This window comes from Nocardioides sp. zg-1308 (assembly GCF_013155375.1).
GTDB lineage: Bacteria > Actinomycetota > Actinomycetes > Propionibacteriales > Nocardioidaceae > Nocardioides > Nocardioides renjunii.
The window spans coordinates 240,037-261,126 of record NZ_JABJQY010000002.1 but is presented as its reverse complement, the minus strand read 5'-3'; the positions used below and the strand labels follow the sequence as shown (position 1 = coordinate 261,126).

Here is a 21,090-nt window from a genome sequence, read left to right as displayed (position 1 = left end):
GGCGCTCGGGCGTCGGCCGTTGTGGCAGTTGCTACCCCAGTGACGCCCGGGGCAAACCCCCCGTCGGACCCTCTTCGGTCCGGGGGCCGGCCCCTCCTCCCGCACGCGTCGCTGTCGGACAGCCCCCGTAGACTCTCAAGTCCCCCCACCCGCCCAGCGTCTGGGGTCGTTTCGCGTGCTCTCGAAGGAACTCCTCTGTGCCGTCCACGCCGCTCCTCGCCGTCGCCCGCCGCCTCGTCTCCGCTCCCACCCTGGGGGGCGCCCTGGCCGACGCGGCGGTGCAGCCCAGCCTCGACCTGACCGGCCCCGGCGCCCTCAGGCCCTTCGTGGTGCACGGCCTCGTCGAGCGCGGGCGCACCGTCCTCGCGGTGACCGCCACCTCCCGCGAGGCCGAGGACCTCGTCGAGGAGCTCGCCGACCTGGTCGACCCCGACTCGGTGGCCTACTACCCCAGCTGGGAGACGCTGCCCCACGAGCGGCTCAGCCCGCGCAGCGACACGGTGGGTCGCCGGCTCGCCGTCCTGCGGAGGCTGCGCCACCCCGGCACCGATGCCGCCAACGGCCCCCTGCGCGTCGTCGTCGCACCCATCCGCAGCCTGCTCCAGCCCCAGGTGCCCGGGCTGGCCGACATCGAGCCCGTCGAGCTCGCGCCCGGCGACTCCCGTCCGCTCGAGGACGTCGTGCGCGGCCTGGCGGACGCGGCGTACTCGCGGGTCGACATGGTCGAGCGCCGCGGCGAGTTCGCGGTGCGCGGCGGCATCGTCGACGTCTTCCCGCCCACCGAGGAGCACCCGCTGCGCGTGGAGTTCTGGGGTGACGACGTCGAGGAGATCCGGGCGTTCTCCGTCGCCGACCAGCGCACCCTCGAGACGGTGCAGCGCCTCTGGGCGCCGCCGTGCCGCGAGCTGCTGCTCACCGACGACGTACGCCGCCGCGCCGCCGAGCTCGGCCAGGCGCACCCGCAGCTGCTCGAGCTCACCGACAAGATGGCCGCCGGCATCGCCGTGGAGGGCATGGAGTCGCTCGCGCCGGTCCTGGTCGACTCGATGGAGCTGCTGGTCGACCTCATGCCCACCGACACCACCGTGCTGGTGCTCGACCCCGAGCGGGCGCGCGGCCGGGCCCACGACCTGGTCGCGACCAGCGACGAGTTCCTGAGTGCGTCGTGGGCCGCCGCGGCCGGCGGCGGCACCGCCCCCATCGACCTGGGCGCCGCCTCCTACCGCGAGATCGCCGACGTCCGGCTCCACGCGCTCGGGCTCGGGCTCGCCTGGTGGTCGGTGAGCCCGTTCGGCATCGACACCGGTGACACCGACGACGCAGCCGCCACCGGTCCCACCGCTCCCGCGGCCGCCGACGCCGGGGTGCCGAGCCGCGCCCTGCCCTCCCACCCGGCCGAGGCCTACCGCGGCGACCTGCAGCAGGCCGTCGACGACATCCGCGGCTGGGTGCGCGACGGCGTGGAGACCGTCGTGGTCCACGCCGGCCACGGCCCCGCCCAGCGCTTCGTGGAGCTGCTCGGCGAGAACGACATCGCCGCCCGGCTCGTCGAGGAGGGCGACACCGCCGGCCCCAACGTCGTGACGGTGACCTGCGGCCACCTCGTCCACGGCCTCGTCGACGACCAGGCCGGTGTCGCGGTCCTCACCGGCGACGACCTCTCCGGGCAGAAGTCCTCCACCCGCGACATGCGCCGCATGCCGACGCGGCGCAAGAAGCAGATCGACCCGCTCGAGCTCAAGGCGGGCGACTACGTCGTCCACGAGCAGCACGGCGTGGGCCGCTTCGTGGAGATGCGGCAGCGCGAGATCGGCGGCGCGGTCCGCGAGTACCTCGTGCTGGAGTACGGCCCCAGCAAGCGCGGCGGGCCCAACGACATGCTCTACGTCCCGGCCGACACCCTCGACCAGGTCACCCGCTACGTCGGCGGCGAGAACCCCAGCCTCGACCGGCTCGGCGGTGGCGACTGGACCAAGCGCAAGAACAAGGCGCGCCGCGCCGTGCGGGAGATCGCGGCCGAGCTGATCAAGCTCTACGCCGCCCGGCAGGCCACCAAGGGCCACGCCTACGGCCCGGACACCCCATGGCAGCGCGAGCTCGAGGACGCCTTCCCCTTCACCGAGACCGTCGACCAGCTGACCACCGTCGACGAGGTCAAGGCCGACATGCGCCGGGTCGTCCCGATGGACCGCCTCGTCTGCGGCGACGTCGGCTACGGCAAGACCGAGATCGCGGTCCGCGCGGCGTTCAAGGCGGTGCAGGACGGCAAGCAGGTCGCGGTGCTGGTGCCGACGACGCTGCTCGTCACCCAGCACATGTCGACCTTCTCCGAGCGGATGTCGGGCTTCCCGGTCGTCATCAAGGGCCTCTCGCGGTTCCAGACCGACAAGGAGGCCAAGGAGGTCATCGCCGGGCTCGAGGACGGGTCGGTCGACGTCGTCGTGGGCACCCACCGCCTGCTCAACCCCGACATCAAGATGAGGGACCTCGGCCTCATCATCGTCGACGAGGAGCAGCGCTTCGGTGTCGAGCACAAGGAGCAGATGAAGCGGATGCGCACGTCGGTCGACGTGCTGTCCATGAGCGCCACGCCGATCCCACGCACCCTCGAGATGGCGGTCACCGGCATCCGGGAGATGTCGACCATCACCACGCCGCCGGAGGAGCGGCACCCCGTCCTCACCTACGTCGGCGCCTACGAGGACCGCCAGGTCGTCGCCGCCGTCCGCCGCGAGCTGCTGCGCGAGGGCCAGGTCTTCTACATCCACAACCGGGTGCAGTCGATCGAGAAGGCGGCCGCGCGGATCCGCGAGCTGGTGCCCGAGGCGCGCGTGGCCACCGCCCACGGGCAGATGGGCGAGCACGCCCTCGAGCAGGTCATGCTCGACTTCTGGGAGAAGCGCTTCGACGTCCTGGTCTGCACGACCATCGTGGAGAGCGGCCTGGACGTGTCCAACGCCAACACGATGATCATCGAGCGCTCCGACACCCTCGGGCTCTCCCAGCTGCACCAGCTGCGCGGTCGCGTCGGCCGCTCCCGCGAGCGTGCCTACGCCTACTTCCTCTACCCCTCGGAGAAGCCGCTCACCGAGACCGCCCACGAGCGCCTCGCCACGCTGGCGCAGCACTCCGACCTCGGCGGCGGCATGGCGATCGCGATGAAGGACCTCGAGATCCGCGGCGCCGGCAACCTGCTCGGCGGCGAGCAGTCCGGCCACATCGCCGACGTCGGGTTCGACCTCTACGTCCGCCTCGTGGGCGAGGCCGTCGCCGACTTCAAGGGAGGGGGCGAGGACGACCAGCTCCAGGAGGTCCGCATCGAGCTGCCCGTCGACGCCCACCTGCCGCACGACTACATCCCGAGCGAGCGGCTGCGCCTCGAGATCTACAAGCGCCTGGCGGAGGTGCGCACGGACGCCGACGTCGACGAGGTCCGCGCCGAGCTCGTCGACCGCTACGGCACCCCGCCCGAGGTCGTGGAGTCGTTGCTCGTCGTCGCCCGGTTCCGTGCCCGCTGCCGCCAGGTCGGCGTGAAGGAGGTGACGGTGGCCGGCAAGTACGTCCGGTTCGCGCCGGTCGACCTCCCCGACTCCCGCGTCGTACGCCTCCAGCGCCTGCACCCGCGCAGCGTCGTCAAGGCGCCGGTCAGCACGATCCTCGTGCCGCGCCCGCAGGGCACGGGGTTCCCCGTGCGACCTGTCATGGGCGTGGCCCTGCTTGAATGGGCGCGCGGTGTGATCGACGACATCATCGCCGCGCCCGCACCCGCAGCCGTACCGCAAGGAGTGACCCCGTGAGCAAGACCCGCCTGATGACGGCCGCGACGACGGTCCTCGCAGGACTGCTGCTGACCGGGTGCGGCAGTGCCTCCCCGGGAGTCGCGGTCAAGGTCGGCGACGAGGAGCTCTCCGTCCGCGAGGTCGACGCGGCCGCGGAACGGATGTGCACGGCGCTCGGCGAGCAGTTCGAGACGCAGAGCACGGTGCTGCCGATGAGCTTCGTGCGCCAGGGCACCGTGCAGCTGATGACGCTGCGGGCCCAGGCGATGGCGATCGCCGACGACTACGGCCTGAAGCCCGGCTCCGGCTACCAGGACGGTGTCGCGGAGCAGCGCCGCCTGGCCGCCTCGATGCCCGAGGAGTCCAGGGACACCTACGTCGAGCTGACGTCGGCCAACGCGCTCGCCACCGACATCGTCAACCAGGTCGGCGCGATCGTCCTGGCCGAGCAGGGGGTCGAGGACCCGACCACCGAGGAGGTCACGCAGGCCGGCGTCGACGTCTTCAACCGGTGGCCGGACGCCAACGGCATCGAGATCGACCCGCGCTACGGTCTCGAGAGCGTCGACGGCGTGCTGACCCCCGTCGACACCAACACCTCGGTCGCGGTCGGCGAGACGGCCAAGGCCGGTCTCGCCACGGAGCCCGACACCGCGTTCGCGGAGTCGTTGCCCCTCACCCACCGCTGCGGCTGATCGGACGCCCGATGTCGGCCGACGGCTCGGCGCTGGAGGCCTTCGCCGAGCAGATGCGCCTGCTGCGGCGCGAGTGCGCCTGGAAGCGCGAGCAGACCCACACCTCGCTGGTCCCGTTCGTGCGGGAGGAGGCCGAGGAGGTCGTCGAGGCCATCGAGTCCGGTGACCCGGCGGCGCTCTGCGACGAGCTGGGCGACCTGCTGCTGCAGGTCGTGATCCACGCCGTCATCGCGGAGGAGGCCGGTGACTTCACCCTCGACGACGTCGCGCGCGGGGTGATCGCCAAGATGGAGCGCCGCAACCCGCACGTGTTCGGCGACGCGGTGGCCACCGACGCTGCCGAGGTGCTGGTGCTGTGGAACGCGGCCAAGGCCGCCGAGAAGGCCGAGAAGGCAGAGAAGGCAGCGAAGGCCGCGGCGCAGGCGCAGGCCCGGTCGTCCGAGGGGACCGGCCCGCGCCGGACGTCGTGAGGAACGCCGGCCCGGACCGGCGATCCCCCCGACGTCAGCGGCTCACCGCAGGGAGACCCTCTCGACCGTGCGCGAGCGCAGGTGCTCGTCGTCGCCGAGGTAGGTCACCACGACGGTGTGACGTCCGCGGGGCAGCCGGAGGTCGAGCACCTTGCGGGCGTCGCTCAGCCTGACGGTGCGACGCACCTCGGTCTCGCCGTCCTTCCGGACCACGATGCGTACGGCGCCGGTCGCGGTCCCCGGGCGCACCTTCGTGACCAGGCGCACCGAGCGGCCGGCGCGGTCCTCGACCCTGACCGTGACCCTCGACTTCCTGGCCTGCTGGGCGGGCGTCGGGGTCGGGGTGGTCGTCGGGGTGGTCGTCGGGGTGGCCGTCGGGGTGCTTGTGGTGGTGGGCGTGGTGGTCGGCGTGGCGGTCGGCGTGGTGGTGGTCGGCGGGGTCGTCGGCGGCGTGGTGGGCGGGACCGTGGGCTCGGGTCCGAACACCGTGGCGGCGGCGCCGAGTCGCAGGAGCTGCGTCTCGCCGGTCGCGTCGTCGAGACCGTCGTTGTCGGTCACCGCGTAGACCTCGCCGTCGGCACCGATGGTCAGGCCCTCGAGCTTCTCCTGGGTCCAGCCCCTCAGCGCCTGCATCGTCGGCAGGACGTCGACCGCGAGCTCCTTGGTGAGCGCGACGGGGGTCGTCGTGCCGCCGGCCGGCGGGAGGTCGACCGTGTAGACCCGCTTGAGCGCCGCCGTCGGACCGTTGAGCTTGTCGCGCTCGACGACCGCGAGGGTGTCGGCGTCGACCGCGGTGACCTCCGAGACGCCGATCCAGTCGCCGGTCGCGGCCGTCGTGGAGAGCGGGTAGGCGAACCAGGACCAGGTGCCCGCCGCCACGTCGTAGCGCCCGATGCGGGTGCTGTTGCCCTCGAGGGGCACCAGCGCGCCGGAGGTCGAGGTCCACAGCGGTCGCTGGAGGACGACGTGGACGACCTCGGAGGACCCGGTGCCGGTCGTGGTGACGCCCTCGAGCCCCCACTGGCGGACGTGGTCGGTCACCAACGCGGGCAGCGGGACGGTCTGCACCACCCGGCCGCGGGAGTCGGTGCGCAGGACCCGGTTGCCGGCTCCGGTGGCGCCCTCCACGGCGAGCCAGAAGCCGCCGTCCTCACGGGCGGAGACACCCTCGATGTCGAGCGCCGGCGTGGCACCGCCGTCGCTCACCTCGACGACCTTCTCGATGACGGCCGGCTCGGCGTCCACGTCGACACGGTAGATCCGGCCCGTGGCGTAGGCCGCGTCGCTGGCCGCCCACAGGTGGCCGGGGTTGCCCGGGTCGGCCGAGAGCGCACCCAGGGCGCCCCACCCGACGTGGGTGCCGTCGGCAGCGGCGTCGGAGACGATCGACGGGAAGGCCGGGGCGCCGGCACCGAGCTGGTAGACCGCGATGCTCGCACGCACCAGCGCAGCGCTGTCGTCGGTCTCGGAGGAGATCACGACCAGGTCACGCGAGGGGATCGGCAGCAGGCCCTCGGGCCCGTTGGTGGTCGGCAGCACCTGCGAGAACCGCGGCTGGGTCGGGTCGGTCATGTCGTAGACCGCCACGAAGTTGCTGCGCTCGGAGCCCACGAAGGCGTACGGCGTCCCGCCGACCTCGGCGAAGGCGAGGCCCTCGGGCTCGGTGCCCTTGTTGTCGGCGCGGTCGTCGTTGAAGAGCCCGTGCTCGACGGCGAGCTGCTCGAAGGAGCGGCCGGCGTCCCAGACCACGTCGCCGGTGGCGGCGTCGAAGACCGTCCAGCCGCGGGTGCCCCCGAGCCAGTCGCCCTCGTTGGCGGTCGCGACCAGGCCGTCGCCGACCCACTGGACGGAGTCGGGCTCGCGGGGCAGGTCGAGGTCGACGGAGAAGTCGAAGACGCCGTCGTTGTCGTCGTCGACGCCGGGGACCCGGGCGTTGCCCGCGCTGAACGCCGAGACGATGTCCTTCGACGGCAGGTCGATGACGACGAGGCCGTTGTTCTCCTGGAGGGTCAGGACGTACTGGTTGTCCGCGTTGACGTCGCCGTACTCCGGCTCGGCGTCCTCCGGGGTGTTCATCCCGGCGAGCTCGGCGGCCGGCAGGTCGACGCGCGTGGTCGTCCAGGCGGCCGGTGCCCCGGTGACCTCGATGACCTGGACGAAGCCGGCAGGCGCCTGCGGCAGGTCGCCCTCCTCCTGGCCGGCGGGGGTGACCTCCTCGTCGCGCTGGTTCTCGATCGCGACGACCGCGTAGGTCCCGTCCGGGCTGGTGGCGATGGAGTCGGGCTGGCCCTGCACGTCGATGCTGCGCACGAGCGTGCGGGTCGCCAGGTCGTAGACGTCGACGCGGCCCGACGGGTCGGCGAAGTCGCCGTCCGTGCCGTCGACCGCGACGAGCACGCGGTCACCGACCACGGCGACGGACGTCGGGGAGTCGCCGGCGCCGCCGGTGAGCGTGACGTCGATCGAGCCCGTGCCGACGGGCCGGCCGGGGTCGGTGATGTCGAGGAACCCGATCCGACGACCGGCGGCATCGGTGTAGACGACGGTGCGGCCGTCGTCGGTGACGTCCGAGATCTCCGCCACGGTCTCGTCGGCGGGGTCGACGCCGGCCGGCACGTTCTGGAAGACCGGGTAGGTCGCGAGCCGGTGGAACGACTCGGCGGGGGCCACGCTCCCCGAGGCGGCGCCGGGCGTGGTCCCGGCGACGGCCAGGAGGGACAGGGGCAGGGCGGCGCCGGCGAGGTACGCCAACGGTCGTCGTGAGTGCAATGCGATGCCTTTCGCGCGCGGTGGTCCGAGACTCAGGCGAAGGATCACGGCGGCGCGTGGCGCGGGGGTGACGGGCGCGTGAACGACGGGTCAGCGCGAGATGGCCTCGCGTGGGCCGGTCGCGAGCCAGTGCGGACCCGCGGCCCCGTCGGGGTCGGCGACCCCGGCTGCCTGCAGCCGGGTGGCCGCCAGCCGGCGGTGCGGCACCGACAGGGTGAGCAGGTGCACCACGAGGTCGGCGTGGGACGTCGTGCGCGGGCGCGGGGAGAAGGCCTCGACGAGCGCCTCGTCGAGGCGACCGGTCGCGGCCAGCCGCTCGACGGCCCGCGCCAGGTCGGCGCCGACCCGGTCGAGGCGCTCCCGCAGGGTCGCGACGGACGCGCCCCGGGCGACGGCGACGTCGCGCGGGTCCCTGTCGCCGTCGCCGTCGTCGCCGTCGGCCAGCACCACGGCGCACGCCTCGACCTGCCACACCAGGTGGGCGAGCGCACTGCGCAGGGTGCCGGCCGACCCCACCTCGCCCACCACCTCACCCGTGGAGGGCTCGTCGAGGTCCTCGTCGGGGACGTCGCGCGCCCGGTCGAGGAGCTCGCCGACCAGGCCGACGTGCTGCTCGACCATCGCGACGACCAGGTCGACGCCGTCCGTGCGGTGGCGCGCCGGCAGTCGGAGGCCGGCCGGCGGGTGGAAGTGGACCTCGGTGGGCGAGTCGATGACGTACGACGTGGGCTCGGCGCGCCACGCCGCGGGCAGCGCGCCGAGCTCGCGGCGGAACGCCCGGGCGAACACCTCGTAGCTCGGGAAGCCGCACTCCACGGCGATGTCGTGCAGCGGGCGGTCGGTCGTCAGCGCGAGGTGGGCCGCGCGCTCCAGCAGGATCCGTCCGCGCAACCGCGAGGGGGACTCGCCGGCGACCGCGCGCGCCACGCGCTCGTGCCCCGGGTCGGACAGGGCCGCCACGAAGGCGGTGAAGTGGTCGGCGGGACCGGGTGGGGCGGGAGGCGGGAGGAGAGGTGGTGAGGTCGGCACCGGTCGCACGCTAGCCGTGGCCGCGGACACCCCGGCGACGCCGGCTGCGCACGTGGCTAGGCTGGCGCCGATCCCACGTCGTCACCCACAGGAGCCCCTCCATGTCGATCATCGCTGCAGTCGGCGCCCGCGAGATCCTCGACTCGCGCGGCAACCCCACCGTCGAGGTCGAGGTTCTCCTCGAGGACGGTGCCTTCGGCCGTGCGGCCGTCCCCAGCGGCGCCTCCACCGGTGCCTTCGAGGCGGTGGAGCTGCGTGACGGCGGCTCGCGCTACCTCGGCAAGGGCGTGCAGAAGGCCGTCGACGCGGTCCTCGACACGATCTCCGGTGCGATCGTCGGCCTCGACGCCGACGACCAGCGGCTCATCGACCAGGCGATGCTCGACCTCGACGGCACCGCCAACAAGGCCAAGCTCGGCGCCAATGCGATCCTCGGCGTCTCGCTCGCCACGGCCAAGGCCGCCGCCGAGTCCGCCGGACTGCCGCTCTTCCGCTACGTGGGCGGCCCCAACGCCCACCTGCTGCCGGTGCCGATGATGAACATCCTCAACGGCGGTGCGCACGCCGACTCCAACGTCGACGTCCAGGAGTTCATGGTCGCCCCGATCGGCGCCCCGACCTTCCGTGAGGCGCTCCAGCAGGGCGCGGAGGTCTACCACGCGCTCAAGTCGGTGCTGAAGAAGAAGGGCCTCTCCACCGGCCTGGGCGACGAGGGCGGCTTCGCCCCCAACCTCGACAGCAACCGCGCCGCGCTCGACCTCATCGCCGAGGCCGTGGACGCGGCCGGCTTCACGCTCGGCAGGGACATCGGGCTGGCCATGGACGTGGCCGCCTCCGAGTTCCACGACAAGGGCAGCTACACCTTCGAGGGCAAGAAGACCTCGACCGACGAGATGGTCGCCTACTACGCCGACCTCGTCGCGTCGTACCCGATCGTCTCCGTCGAGGACCCGCTCGACGAGGAGGACTGGGACGGCTGGAAGGCCATCACCGACGAGCTCGGGACCCGGACGCAGCTCGTCGGCGACGACCTCTTCGTGACCAACGTCGAGCGCCTCCAGCGCGGCATCGACGGCGGCCAGGCCAACGCGATGCTCGTCAAGGTCAACCAGATCGGCTCGCTCACCGAGACCCTCGACGCCGTCGAGCTCGCCCACCGCGCCGGGTTCCGCAACATGATGAGCCACCGCTCCGGCGAGACCGAGGACACCACGATCGCCGACCTCGCCGTGGCCACCAACTGCGGCCAGATCAAGACCGGCGCGCCGGCCCGATCGGACCGCGTCGCCAAGTACAACCAGCTCCTCCGCATCGAGGACGAGCTGGGTGACGCGGCTCGCTACGCCGGGCGGGGCGCCTTCCCGCGATTCACGGGCTGAAGCAGGCAGACTGGGGCGCATGCCCTCCCCGCGTCGTGGTCCCCGCAGCGGGCCCGGCGCCGGTCCCGGCAGCGGGCCCGGCGCCGGACCGCGCGGACCCCGGCAGGGCACCGGCACGCACCCCGGGTCCCGCGGCTCGCGCCCGCCCAACGCCGGTGAGCGGGTGCCGCTCGCCCGTCCCGGCGACGCGACCCTCGTGCCACGTCCCGCGACGGCGCGGGCCACGCGGCGCCCCCGGTTCACCGGTCGCGCGGCGGTGCTCGTCCTGGTGCTCGCCGTGCTGACGGTGTCCTACGCCTCGTCGTTGCGCGCCTACCTCCAGCAGCGCTCCCACATCGGCGACCTCAAGGCCCAGATCGCCGAGCGCGAGGCCAGCATCGACGAGCTCGAGCGCGAGAAGAAGCGGTGGGACGACCCGGCGTACGTCAAGGCGCAGGCGCGCGAGCGCTTCGGCTACCTCATGCCGGGTGAGTCCGGCTTCGAGGTCATCGGGCCCGACGGCAAGCCGCTCGAGGCGCAGGCCTCGCTCAACGACCCGGACGACGTGCTCAAGACCCTTCCCAAGGCCTGGTGGACCGCCGCCTGGGACTCGATGGAGCTCGCCGGCAACCCGCCACCACCCGAGGAGGAGCCCGCCGACCTGGTCGACGGGACGAAGCAGTGACCGACGACCGACCTTCCCGGATCGACCCGGCCGACGAGGCCGCGATCCAGGCCCAGCTCGACCGCCGCCCGCGCGGCGTGGACTCCATCGGCCACCGTTGCCCCTGCGGCAACCCCGACGTGGTGACCACCGAGCCGCGGCTGCCCAACGGCACGCCGTTCCCGACGACCTTCTACCTCACCTGCCCGCGCGCAGCCTCGCGGATCGGCACCCTCGAGGGCTCCGGCGTGATGAAGGAGATGCAGGCGCGCCTGGCCACCGACGAGGAGCTCGCCGCCGCCTACCGCAGCGCCCACGAGCGCTACCTCGAGGCGCGCGCCGAGGTGGGCGAGCGGGCCGGGCTCGACGTGCCCGAGATCGATGGCATCTCCGCCGGCGGCATGCCCACCCGCGTGAAGTGCCTGCACGTGCTGGCCGGGCAGTCGCTCGCCATGGGCCGCGGCGTCAACCCGCTGGGCGACGAGGTCCTCGATGCGCTGGGGGAGTGGTGGGCCCCGGGGCCGTGCGTGTCCGTGGATCTGCCCGACAGCGGTGAGTGACGCAGGTTCCGCGCCCCAGGAAAGCTGCCTCACTCACCGCTCCCGCCGAGCCCTCGGCACAATGAGCGCATGAGCACTGTCGCGGCGATCGACTGCGGGACGAACTCGATCAAGATCCTCATCGGCTCACCGCCCACCGTGCTGCTGCGCGAGTCGCGCGTCGTCCGGCTCGGCCAGGGCGTCGACGAGACCGGCATGCTGGCCGAGGAGGCGCTCGAGCGCACCTTCGCGGCCGTCGACGAGTTCGCCGAGATCATCCGCCGCCACGGCGTGCCCCCGGCCCGGGTGCGATTCTGCGCCACCTCCGCCACCCGCGACGCCGGCAACGCCGACGTGTTCCGCGAGGGCGTACGCCGCCGGCTGGGCATCGAGCCGGAGGTCCTGTCCGGCGACGAGGAGGCCGCGCTGGTCTTCGACGGGGCCATCGCCGCCCAGGACCCGATGCCGCCCGAGCCGGTGCTCGTCGTCGACATCGGCGGTGGGTCGACCGAGCTGGTGCTGGGCGAGGGCGGCGAGCGGCAGGCCGTCTCCATGGACATCGGATCGGTGCGGCTCCACGAGCGGCACCTGCACAGCGACCCGCCCACGGCCGAGGAGGTCGCGGCGTGCGTGGCCGACATCGACCGGCACCTCGACGACGCGGGGATCCCGCTCGAGCGCACCCGCACCGCGATCGGGACCTCCGGCACCATCAAGACCCTCGCCTGCGGCGTGCTGGGGCTGGAGGCCTACGACCGGGAGGCCTTCGACCGCGCCGTGCTGGGCAACCCGTCCACGGCGGCCTTCGTCGACGACCTGGTCGCGATGACCGTGGCGGAGCGCCGCGCGCTGCCCTACATGCACCCCGGGCGCGCCGACGTCATCGGCGCGGGAGCGCTCATCTGGAGCCGCATCCTGGCCCGGGTCCCGGTCCCCGAGCACGTCGTGTCCGAGGCCGACATCCTGCACGGCATGGCCGCGGCCATCTCGCGATGACCATGCCCCCGGTCGCGCTGCCCCACCCCCTCGTCGGCGGGGGGTTCACCAGCCCGGTGGCGCCCGGCAGCGGCTGGCCCGACGACCCCGGAGCGCCCGACACGCCGGTGGCTCGTGACTCCGACGACGTACGACGACTCGCGCGGGACGCCACGCTCGCGGAGCTGGAGGCCCGGGTGAGCGTCTGCTCGGCGTGCCCGCGGCTCGTGGGGTGGCGCGAGGGCGTCGCGGTCGACAAGCGCGCGTCGTTCGCCGACCAGCCCTACTGGGGCCGCCCGATCCCCGGCTGGGGCGACCCCGAGGCGTCGCTGCTGGTCGTCGGCCTGGCCCCGGCCGCCAACGGCGGCAACCGGACCGGCCGGATCTTCACCGGCGACCCGAGCGCCGACTGGCTCTTCGCGAGCCTGCACCGCACCGGCTGGGCGGTGCAGGCCACCAGCGAGCACGCCGGCGACGGCCAGCGCCTGGTCGACGCGCGGATGGTGGCTACGGTGCGCTGCGCCCCGCCCGACAACAAGCCGACGGCCGTCGAGCGCGACACGTGCGCGCCGTGGATCGCCGCCGAGCTGGCCCTCCTCCCGACCGTGCGGGTGGTGGTGGCGCTCGGGTCCTTCGGCTGGGACGGCGCCGTGCGGTCGCTCGTGGCGGCCGGCGCGCCGGCACCGGCCCGGAAGCCGCGGTTCGGCCACGGCGCGGAGCTGCGGCTCGGCGACGTGACGCTGCTCGGCTCCTACCACCCCTCGCCGCACAACACCTACACCCGCAGACTCACCCGGGAGATGACCGACGAGGTCTTCGAGCGGGCCCGGGCGCTGACAGAATCGACGGTGTGACCCTGCGGTAGCTGCGCAGGGTCTCGGCCCCGGTATCCCAACCGGTAGAGGAAGCGGTCTTAAAAACCGCACAGTCTGGGTTCGAACCCCAGCCGGGGCACGTCTGCGGCGCCAGCCTGAGAAGTTGCTGTGACGGGAACAGCGCCGGCCCCACGCACGTTTGAACAGGTGTCACCCCGGCTAGAGTGGAGTGACGCAGACAGGCGCCGTCACCGCGACGGCGTCGACCCCCCGGAACCTCCGGGGGCGGCCTCCAAGGAGAGACCATGAAGAGCAACAACCCCGTGTTCAACCGTTCCGAGGAGTTCAACCGCGCCTCGTCGAACGCCTACGGCAACCAGACCTACGCCGCTGGGGGCGCTGCCTACCCCGGCTACGGCGACACCACCAGCGACCCGGCCACGTGGGGCACCGGCACGCCCGGCCAGGTGGACCAGGGCCGGATGACGGTGGACTCGGTGGTCCAGAAGACGGCGATCTCCATCGCGCTCGTCTTCGCGACCGCGTTCGCCACCTGGTGGTGGATCGGCGACATCGTCGACACCAACGTGATCGACGAGGAGGCGTGGGGCCGCGCCCTGACGCTCTCGATGCTGGGTGCCGGCGCCGCGTTCCTGCTGTCGCTGGTCAACTCCTTCAAGCGGGTCATCAGCCCCGCCCTGGTGATGCTGTTCGCCGCCGCCGAGGGTGTCGCCCTCGGTGCGATCAGCAAGGTGTTCGACGCCCAGTTCGGTGACGGCATCGTGACGCAGGCCGTCCTCGGCACGTTCGCCGCCTTCGCCGGCACGCTCGCCGCCTACAAGTTCTTCGACATCAAGGTCGGCAACAAGTTCCGCACGTTCGTCATCGCCGGCATGTTCGGCATGGTGGGCCTGGGCCTGCTGTCGCTGGTCCTGAGCTTCTTCGGCATCTCCACCGGGCTCTTCGGCTTCGGTGCCCTCGGCCTGGTGATGTCGATCGCCGGCCTCGTGCTCGGTGTCTTCATGCTGATCCTCGACTTCGACTTCGTCGAGAACGGCGTCGCCGCCGGTCTTCCCGACCGCGAGTCGTGGCGGGCCGCCTTCGGCCTGACCGTCAGCCTGGTGTGGATCTACACCAACCTGCTGCGCATCCTCGCCATCCTGCGTGGCGACTGACCCACCACCTGATCGGCGTACGTCGCCGACGTGCCGCACCGGCCCGCCCGAGTCCGCTCGGGCGGGCCGGTGTCATGTCCGGGCACGCTCTCGGCCGTCGCAGCGGTGGGTGTGGCAGGTTCTCGACGCCGAGGAACCTGCCTCACTCACCGCTCGGGGCGGTCGCCGGCGCGCCGACGACGGTCTCGGGGACCCCGTCGTGGTCCTCGTGCTGGTCCGGCGACTCCGCGGGCGTGGCGGGCCGGCGCCGGCGGTGGCGCAGCTCGACCCAGCGGCCGCGGAGGCCGCGCTGGCTGCCGCCGACCTCGGTGCCGTCGACCTCGGTGCCGGGCGTGCGCGCGGCGCGCACCGCGGCCGCGGCGACCGGGAGGATGCCCTCGCGGCGCAGCGGCTCGGGCACCGACTCGTCGTCGGGCAGCAGGTCGAGCGCCGCCAGGCACGACGGCACGAGCACGGACGCGAGCTGCTTGTAGCCGTCGGCGGACGGGTGGAACCGGTCCGGGCCGAAGAGCAGGGCCGGCGCGGCCTCGAACTCGGGCCCGAGGATGTCGCCGAGCGACACCGAGCGCCCGCCGTTCTCGACCACGGTGATGGTCTGGGCCGCGGCCAGCCGGCGCGACCACTCGCGCGCCACCTGCTTGAGCGGCGGCGGGATCGGCCGGATGGTGCCGAGGTCAGGACAGGTGCCGACCACGACGGCGACGCCGGCGTCGCGCAGGCGTCGTACGCCCTCGGCGAGGTGCCGCACCGAGGCGGAGGGCAGCACGGAGTGGGTGACGTCGTTGGCGCCGATGAGCACGACCGCGAGGTCCGGGTGGGTGCCGATCGCGGCGTCCGCCTGGCCCGCGAGCGCGCTGGACTGCGCGCCGACCTTGGCGAAGGACCGCAGGTGGACCCGGCGGCCGGCCTGAGCCGCGACACCGGTGGCGAGGTGGGCGCCGGTGGTGTCCTCCACGCGCTGCACGCCGTAGCCGGCCGCGCTGGAGTCGCCGAGCAGCGCGATGCGGATCGCGGGACCCGGTCGGCCGCGGCCGTACCAGCCGGTCGCGTCGGGAGGGACGTCGGTCGCGTTGCCGATGACCTTCCGCGCGATCTTCGCCTCGGCCACCAGGACTCCGTAGAGACCTGCGCCGAGCACCGAGAGGCCACCGCCCCCCAGAGCGGCTGCCGATGCCAGCTTGCGTGCTGCTCCCGTCGCCCCCACGGCCCCGATGGTACGCAGGCGGCGTTGCCAGTTCCGGCGCGGTAGGTCGGTAGATTGGATGGATGCAGTACGTGGACTCCCTCCTGGACCTGATCGGCAACACCCCGCTCGTCCGCCTCGGCCGGACCCTCGACCTCCCTGATGGCGGGCCGCTGGTGCTCGCCAAGGTCGAGTACCTCAACCCGGGCGGGTCGGTGAAGGACCGCATCGCCAGCCGCATGATCGAGGCGGCCGAGGCCTCCGGGGAGCTCCAGCCCGGCGGCACGATCGTCGAGCCGACCTCCGGCAACACGGGCGTCGGTCTCGCCATGGTGGCCCAGCAGAAGGGCTACAAGTGCATCTTCGTGTGCCCCGACAAGGTGAGCGAGGACAAGCGCAACGTGCTCAAGGCCTACGGCGCCGAGGTCGTGGTCTGCCCGACCGCCGTCGCGCCGGAGCACCCGGACTCCTACTACAACGTGAGCGACCGCCTCTCCAAGGAGCCGGGCGCCTGGAAGCCCGACCAGTACTCCAACCCCCACAACCCGCGCTCGCACTACGAGACGACCGGTCCCGAGATCTGGGAGCAGACCGAGGGCCGGATCACCCACTTCGTCACGGGCATGGGCACCGGCGGCACCATCAGCGGCGTCGGGCGCTACCTCAAGGAGCAGAACCCGGGCGTCGAGGTCGTCGGCGCGGACCCGTCCGGGTCGGTCTACTCCGGCGGCAGCGGCCGCCCCTACCTCGTCGAGGGCGTCGGTGAGGACTTCTGGCCCGACACCTACGACCGCGGCATCGCCGACCGCGTCATCGAGGTCTCCGACGCCGACTCGTTCGCCTTCACCCGCCGCCTCGCGCGCGAGGAGGCGATGCTGGTAGGCGGCTCGGCCGGCATGGCGGCCTTCGCCGCGCGCCAGCTCGCCCACGAGCTCGCCGCCGAGGGGCGCAGCGACGCGATCGTCGTCGTCCTCCTGCCCGACTCCGGTCGCGGCTACCTCACCAAGGTCTTCAACGACGACTGGCTCGGCCAGTACGGCTTCGCGACCGGTGCGCAGGCCGACGCCCGCACCGTCGGCGAGGTGCTGCGCGGCAAGTCCGGCCAGCTGCCCGACCTCGTGCACACCCACCCCGGCGAGACCATCGCCGAGGCCGTGCACATCCTCCAGGAGTACGGCGTCAGCCAGATGCCGGTCGTCCGCGCCGAGCCGCCGATCGTGGCCGCCGAGGTCGCCGGGTCGGTGTCGGTGTCCGCGCTCCTCGACGCGCTCTACGCCGGCACGGCGCGGCTGACCGACCGGGTCGAGGACCACATGTCCGCCGCCCTGCCGACGATCGGCTCGACCGAGGCCGCGGCCGACGCGGTGGCGTCGCTGGAGAAGGCCGACGCCGTGCTCGTCCACGAGGACGGGAAGCCCATCGGGGTGCTCACCCGGCAGGACCTCCTGACCTTCGTGGCGGCTTCGTGAGGCGCGGCTTCGTGGGGCGGGGGGCAAGCATCGTCGTCGCGCTCGCCTGCCTCGGCGCGCTCGGGGCGTGCGGCGACGACGTGGACACCAGCACCGACCCGGTGGAGGTGGAGGTCGGCGAGGCCTTCGAGTGGAACGGCTTCGCCGTCGAGGAGGGCTGGGAGCTCGAGGGCATCAAGCGCTCGGCCGGCGCCGAGGAGGTGACCACCCCGACGATCACGGGGACGATCACCAACCGCTCCGAGGAGGAGCGCGCGGCGATCTTCGAGATGGTCTTCTCCGCCGACGGCGACCCGCTGGCGACCGTCAGCTGCTCGGCGCCGACGATGACCGACGGCCAGTCCCAGCGGCTCCTCTGCCCCGGCTTGGGGGCCACCATGCCGGAGGACTACGACGCCGTCGTGGTGCAGGAGCTGGCCCGCAGCCGCGACGCGGAGTCCGGTTCGGGCAGCACCTCCGGCTGACGTGGGAGACCTGTCCCTCGAGGTCGTCCTCTTCCTGGTCCTCGCGGCCCTGGTGGCGGGCTTCGTCGACGCCGTCGTCGGCGGCGGCGGGCTCGTCCAGCTGCCGGCGCTGCTGGTCGGCCTGCCCGGCGCCTCCGTCGTCCAGATCGCGGCGACCAACAAGCTGGCGTCCTTCTGCGGCACGTCGATCAGCGCCGCGACGTACGCCCGGCGCATCCGCCCCGACCCGCGCACCTTCCTGCCGCTGATGCTGGCGGCGTTCGTCGGGTCGGCCGGCGGCGCGCTGGTGGCATCCATGCTGCCGCGCAGCGCCTTCGACCCGATCATCCTGGTCGTGCTGGTCCTGGTCGGCGGCTACGTCTGGTTCAAGCCGAGCGTCGGCGAGCTGACCAGGCTCCGCTTCCAGGGCGGCCGGCACGTCGCCGTCGTGGCGCTCACCGGCCTGACCATCGGCTTCTACGACGGCGCCATCGGCCCGGGCACCGGGTCCTTCTTCGTGTTCGCGCTGGTCGGGCTGCTGGGCAACAGCTTCCTCGAGGCCTCCGCCAAGGCCAAGCTCGCCAACTGGGCCACCAACCTCGCGGCACTGGTCGTCTTCGTCCCGCAGGGAGCGGTCATCTGGGACCTCGCCCTGGTGATGGCCGCGGCCAACGTGACAGGTGGCTACGCCGGCGCCCGGTTGGCGATGGCGCGCGGCGCGCGGTTCGTCCGCGCGTTCTTCCTGGTCGTCGTCTCCGGCTTCGTGGTGCGCCTCGGCGGGCAGCTGCTCGGCTGGTGGTGACGCCCCGCGGCGGCCCGGACCGGTAGCCTCCACCACGTGGGAGCCTTGGGTGCCGTCGACGGGTTCCAGCGCCGTCATCCCGTGCTGGGCTTCCCGCTCGCCGTGGTCTACAAGTACTTCGACGACCAGGGCCCCTACCTCGCCTCGGCGCTGACCTACTACGCGTTCATCGCGATCTTCCCGCTGATGCTGCTGGGCACCTCGATCCTGGGGCTGATCCTGCGCGGGGAGCCCCAGTGGCAGGAGCAGATCCTCAACTCGGCGCTCTCGCAGTTCCCGATCATCGGCGACGAGCTCGGCCGTCCCGACGGGCTGCAGGGCTCCCTCACGGGTGTCGCGGTCGGTGCGCTGGCCGCGCTCTACGGCGCGATGGGCCTGGGACAGGCGTTGCAGAACACCCAGCACGTCGCCTGGTCGGTGCCGCGCAACAGCCGTCCCAACCCGTTCTACGCCCGGCTCAAGACCCTCCTCCTGCTCGTCACGGCCGGCCTCTCGCTGCTCGCCGTCACGATCGTGTCCACCATCGCGAGCACCACCGACCTCTTCGGAGCCGTGGTCGCCGAGGGCCTCAAGGCGTTCCTGCCCGCGCTGACCATCCTCGTCGTGGGCACCTTCCTGACCCTGCTCTTCCGCTTCGCCGCCACCGGCCAGCACTCGTTCTGGCGGTCCGCGCCGGGCGGCTACACCCTGGCGGTCATGTGGCAGCTGCTCCAGCTCGGCGGTGCGGCCTACGTCGACAACGTGCTGGTCGACACCAGCTCGATGACCAAGACGTTCGGGCTCGTCCTCGGCCTCATCGGCTTCCTGTGGATCGGCGCCGTCATGGCCGTGCTCGCGATGGAGATCAACGTCGTGTGGTCGCGGCGGCTCTGGCCCCGCGCCCTCCTCACGCCCTTCACGGACAACGTCGAGCTGACCGACGCCGACCGCGAGGCCTACGCGCTCTACGCACGGATGCAGCGCCACAAGGGCTTCGAGAAGGTGCAGGTGGTCTGGGAGCCCGGCCCCCGCGAGCTCGAGCAGCTCCAACAGGCCGAGCGAGAGCCGGCCGCTCCCGAGCGCGCCCCCGAGCCCGCTGCCCAGCCCGACCGCCCGTCCTCCGGCACCCCTGCGTGACGTCGTACGTCACCGTGGCCCGACCGGCCACCGCCGAGGTCGAGGACCGCGGCTCGAGGTTCCTCTGCACGCTGCGTCGCGTCGACGACGAGGACCAGGCGCGTGCGCTGGTCGCCGGTCTGCGCCGCGCCCACCCGGACGCCCGCCACCACTGCTCCGCCCTCGTCCTGGGCCCGGACGGTGCCCTCCAGCGCTCGTCCGACGACGGCGAGCCCGCCGGCACGGCCGGGGCGCCCATGCTCGACGTGCTCAGGGGCGCCGGCGTCAGCGACGTGGCGGCGGTCGTGAGCCGGTGGTTCGGCGGCACGCTGCTGGGCGCCGGCGGGCTGGTGCGCGCCTACGGCGACGCCGTCCGCGGGGCGCTGGTCGAGGCCGGGACGGTCCGTCGCTCGTTGCTCACCGAGCTGGCCCTCGAGCTCGACCACGCCGACGCCGGCCGGGTCGAGGGGGAGCTGCGGGTGCGCGGCGTCACGGTCCTCGACGTGTCCCACGACGCCCGCGTGCGACTGCTGCTCGCCGCCGCGCCGAGGAGGTCGACCGGGTGGTCGACGTGGTCGCCGCGGCGACGGCGGGCCGGAGCCGGCCCGTGCCGGTGGGGGAGCGCTGGGTGGACGGTCCGCCGCGCTAGCCGTCCTGGTCGGGCACGCTGCGCGACACGTCGCCGTCGACGTACACCCAGCGTCCCGCCCGCTGCTCGAAGCGGCTCACCTCGTGCATCCGGCCGCCCTCCCACGTGGCGACGAACTCGACGGTGTCACCGTCGGCGGCGAGGACCTGCAGCCCGGTCCACGTGGTGGCGGGGTCCGGCGCCACGTCGTCGGGACGGGTGCGCGGGTGCCACGTGCGGAACAGGTGGTCGGCGTCGCCCCGCACGTGCGCGGTGTAGCGCGAGCGCATCAGCTGCTCCGGCGAGGTCGCCTGCGCGGCGTGGGCCAGCAGCGGCCCGCAGCACGCGTCGTACGACGCACCCGATCCGCACGGACAGGGTGGCTGGAGCTCGAGCATGCGAGGAGCATAAGTGGTGGCCCGATGCTTCTTATGCATGTGTGTAATCATGTAAGCAACGAAAGGAGCAGCACATGATGACACCCGACGAGCACGAGGAAGGCCGCGGCAGCCGCGGCGAAGGACGCGGCCGCGGTCGACGCGGCGAGGCGCGGGGCGAGGGGCGCGAGGGCCGCGGCCGTCGCGGGGGCTGGCAGGTCGCCGACCTGCCGTCGGCCGTCGACGCCGGCGACTGGTTCCGCGGGCGCCTGCCCGACGACTGGTTCAGCGAGGTCGACGTGCGCACCGACCGCGAGGAGATCACGGTGATGGGCACGCTGTCCGAGGACAGGGCCGCGGGGGCGGACGGCGCCGAGGCGGAGGGCCGCATCAGCCGCTTCCGCTCCGAGACCAAGGCCGAGCGCATCGAGGTCGCGCTCGAGGCCCAGGCGCGCTACCAGCGCAAGGTCTCGTGGGGCGTGCGGCTCGGCGACACCGAGGCGCTGTTCACCCACGTCGCCGCGCCGGTGATGACCCGGCTGCGCCAGCCCGAGCGGCAGGTGCTCGACACCCTCGTGGACGCCGGCGTCGCCCGGTCGCGCTCCGACGCGCTCGCGTGGTCGGTGCGACTGGTCGGCGAGCACGCCGAGGAGTGGCTGGGCCAGCTGCGCGAGGCGATGGCCGAGGTCGACAAGCTCCGGGGCGAGGGTCCCGCCCTCTGAGGCGGACGTCCGCGTCGCCTCTGCGGCGGAGACGCGCGGACAGAACCCGGGGCAGCCACCGCGCACGAGCGTGCGATGGCGCCGGAATCCGGTGTCCTGTCCG

At 73.2% G+C, this 21,090-nt stretch carries 18 protein-coding genes, 1 tRNA gene and 1 pseudogene; 16 read left to right on the top strand and 4 right to left on the bottom strand.

The window, feature by feature from the left end:
• Nucleotides 1-197: 197 nt before the first annotated feature.
• Genes mfd through HN031_RS02990 form a run of 3 tightly spaced genes read left to right on the top strand, consistent with a single transcriptional unit; the run spans nucleotide 198 to nucleotide 4,944 of the window.
• Nucleotides 198-3,797 carry a transcription-repair coupling factor gene (gene mfd / locus HN031_RS03000; protein WP_367650635.1) on the top strand — a complete coding sequence of 1,200 codons (3,600 nt, stop codon included), beginning with the start codon at nucleotides 198-200 and terminating at the stop codon, nucleotides 3,795-3,797.
• Nucleotides 3,794-4,474, top strand: coding sequence for a hypothetical protein (locus HN031_RS02995; RefSeq protein WP_172266149.1), 681 nt, complete (start codon nucleotides 3,794-3,796; stop codon nucleotides 4,472-4,474). Before mfd ends, HN031_RS02995 begins: the two co-directional genes overlap by 4 nt.
• An 11-nt stretch (nucleotides 4,475-4,485) precedes the next feature.
• Entirely contained in the window at nucleotides 4,486-4,944 is a 459-nt protein-coding gene (locus tag HN031_RS02990) for a MazG nucleotide pyrophosphohydrolase domain-containing protein (protein ID WP_172266146.1), read from the top strand.
• Between the two features lie 42 nt (nucleotides 4,945-4,986).
• Here HN031_RS02990 and HN031_RS21815 read toward each other — a convergent pair whose 3' ends face one another.
• Together HN031_RS21815 and HN031_RS02975 are read right to left on the bottom strand one after the other, a co-directional pair.
• Nucleotides 4,987-7,695, bottom strand: a complete 2,709-nt coding sequence (locus HN031_RS21815) for an esterase-like activity of phytase family protein (protein WP_216652033.1) — start codon at nucleotides 7,693-7,695, stop codon at nucleotides 4,987-4,989.
• A 108-nt stretch (nucleotides 7,696-7,803) separates the two neighbouring features.
• Complete coding sequence (locus HN031_RS02975; protein ID WP_172266143.1) at nucleotides 7,804-8,742, bottom strand: helix-turn-helix domain-containing protein; 939 nt, start codon at nucleotides 8,740-8,742, stop codon at nucleotides 7,804-7,806.
• Nucleotides 8,743-8,843: 101 nt separating this feature from the next.
• Here HN031_RS02975 and eno point away from each other — a divergent pair, with 101 nt between their 5' ends.
• From eno to HN031_RS02940, 7 genes are all read left to right on the top strand, one after another.
• Nucleotides 8,844-10,121: a phosphopyruvate hydratase gene (gene eno / locus HN031_RS02970; protein WP_172266140.1), complete on the top strand. Its 1,278-nt coding sequence runs from the start codon at nucleotides 8,844-8,846 to the stop codon at nucleotides 10,119-10,121.
• Between the two features lie 19 nt (nucleotides 10,122-10,140).
• Entirely contained in the window at nucleotides 10,141-10,785 is a 645-nt protein-coding gene (locus tag HN031_RS02965) for a septum formation initiator family protein (RefSeq protein ID WP_216652032.1), read from the top strand.
• Nucleotides 10,782-11,324, top strand: coding sequence for a DUF501 domain-containing protein (locus HN031_RS02960; RefSeq protein ID WP_172266137.1), 543 nt, complete (start codon nucleotides 10,782-10,784; stop codon nucleotides 11,322-11,324). The genes HN031_RS02965 and HN031_RS02960 overlap by 4 nt, the downstream gene beginning before the upstream one ends.
• A 69-nt stretch (nucleotides 11,325-11,393) precedes the next feature.
• Nucleotides 11,394-12,299: a Ppx/GppA phosphatase family protein gene (locus HN031_RS02955; protein WP_172266134.1), complete on the top strand. Its 906-nt coding sequence runs from the start codon at nucleotides 11,394-11,396 to the stop codon at nucleotides 12,297-12,299.
• Between the two features lie 2 nt (nucleotides 12,300-12,301).
• Entirely contained in the window at nucleotides 12,302-13,132 is an 831-nt protein-coding gene (locus HN031_RS02950; protein ID WP_216652177.1) for a uracil-DNA glycosylase, read from the top strand.
• 26 nt (nucleotides 13,133-13,158) lie between these two features.
• Nucleotides 13,159-13,232 (top strand) — tRNA-Leu (locus HN031_RS02945).
• Nucleotides 13,233-13,398: 166 nt separating this feature from the next.
• Nucleotides 13,399-14,268, top strand: a complete 870-nt coding sequence (locus tag HN031_RS02940) for a Bax inhibitor-1/YccA family protein (protein WP_172266128.1) — start codon at nucleotides 13,399-13,401, stop codon at nucleotides 14,266-14,268.
• A gap of 142 nt (nucleotides 14,269-14,410) precedes the next feature.
• Here HN031_RS02940 and HN031_RS02935 read toward each other — a convergent pair whose 3' ends face one another.
• The gene (locus HN031_RS02935) at nucleotides 14,411-15,472 is read right to left on the bottom strand and encodes a GDSL-type esterase/lipase family protein (RefSeq protein ID WP_172266125.1); all 1,062 of its coding nucleotides are present in this window, start codon (nucleotides 15,470-15,472) and stop codon (nucleotides 14,411-14,413) included.
• A 62-nt stretch (nucleotides 15,473-15,534) separates the two neighbouring features.
• Here HN031_RS02935 and HN031_RS02930 point away from each other — a divergent pair, with 62 nt between their 5' ends.
• The 5 genes and pseudogenes from HN031_RS02930 to HN031_RS22150 form a co-directional block, all read left to right on the top strand.
• Nucleotides 15,535-16,920, top strand: a complete 1,386-nt coding sequence (locus HN031_RS02930; RefSeq protein ID WP_172266122.1) for a cystathionine beta-synthase — start codon at nucleotides 15,535-15,537, stop codon at nucleotides 16,918-16,920.
• Nucleotides 16,921-16,931: 11 nt separating this feature from the next.
• Nucleotides 16,932-17,384, top strand: a complete 453-nt coding sequence (locus HN031_RS02925) for a hypothetical protein (protein WP_172266119.1) — start codon at nucleotides 16,932-16,934, stop codon at nucleotides 17,382-17,384.
• A gap of 1 nt (nucleotide 17,385) precedes the next feature.
• Nucleotides 17,386-18,165, top strand: a complete 780-nt coding sequence (locus HN031_RS02920) for a TSUP family transporter (protein WP_172266115.1) — start codon at nucleotides 17,386-17,388, stop codon at nucleotides 18,163-18,165.
• A gap of 36 nt (nucleotides 18,166-18,201) precedes the next feature.
• Nucleotides 18,202-19,281, top strand: a complete 1,080-nt coding sequence (locus tag HN031_RS02915; protein WP_172266112.1) for a YihY/virulence factor BrkB family protein — start codon at nucleotides 18,202-18,204, stop codon at nucleotides 19,279-19,281.
• Nucleotides 19,278-19,586 (top strand): annotated as a pseudogene (locus HN031_RS22150) (YigZ family protein); the annotation flags it as partial. The gene HN031_RS02915 and the pseudogene HN031_RS22150, both read left to right, overlap by 4 nt.
• A gap of 319 nt (nucleotides 19,587-19,905) precedes the next feature.
• On the opposite strand, the gene HN031_RS02905 reads toward HN031_RS22150, so the two are convergent.
• Complete coding sequence (locus HN031_RS02905; RefSeq protein ID WP_172266109.1) at nucleotides 19,906-20,286, bottom strand: YchJ family protein; 381 nt, start codon at nucleotides 20,284-20,286, stop codon at nucleotides 19,906-19,908.
• A gap of 74 nt (nucleotides 20,287-20,360) precedes the next feature.
• On the opposite strand from HN031_RS02905, the gene HN031_RS02900 reads away from it, so the two are divergent.
• The gene (locus HN031_RS02900) at nucleotides 20,361-20,987 is read left to right on the top strand and encodes a hypothetical protein (RefSeq protein ID WP_301539397.1); all 627 of its coding nucleotides are present in this window, start codon (nucleotides 20,361-20,363) and stop codon (nucleotides 20,985-20,987) included.
• Nucleotides 20,988-21,090: the final 103 nt, after the last annotated feature.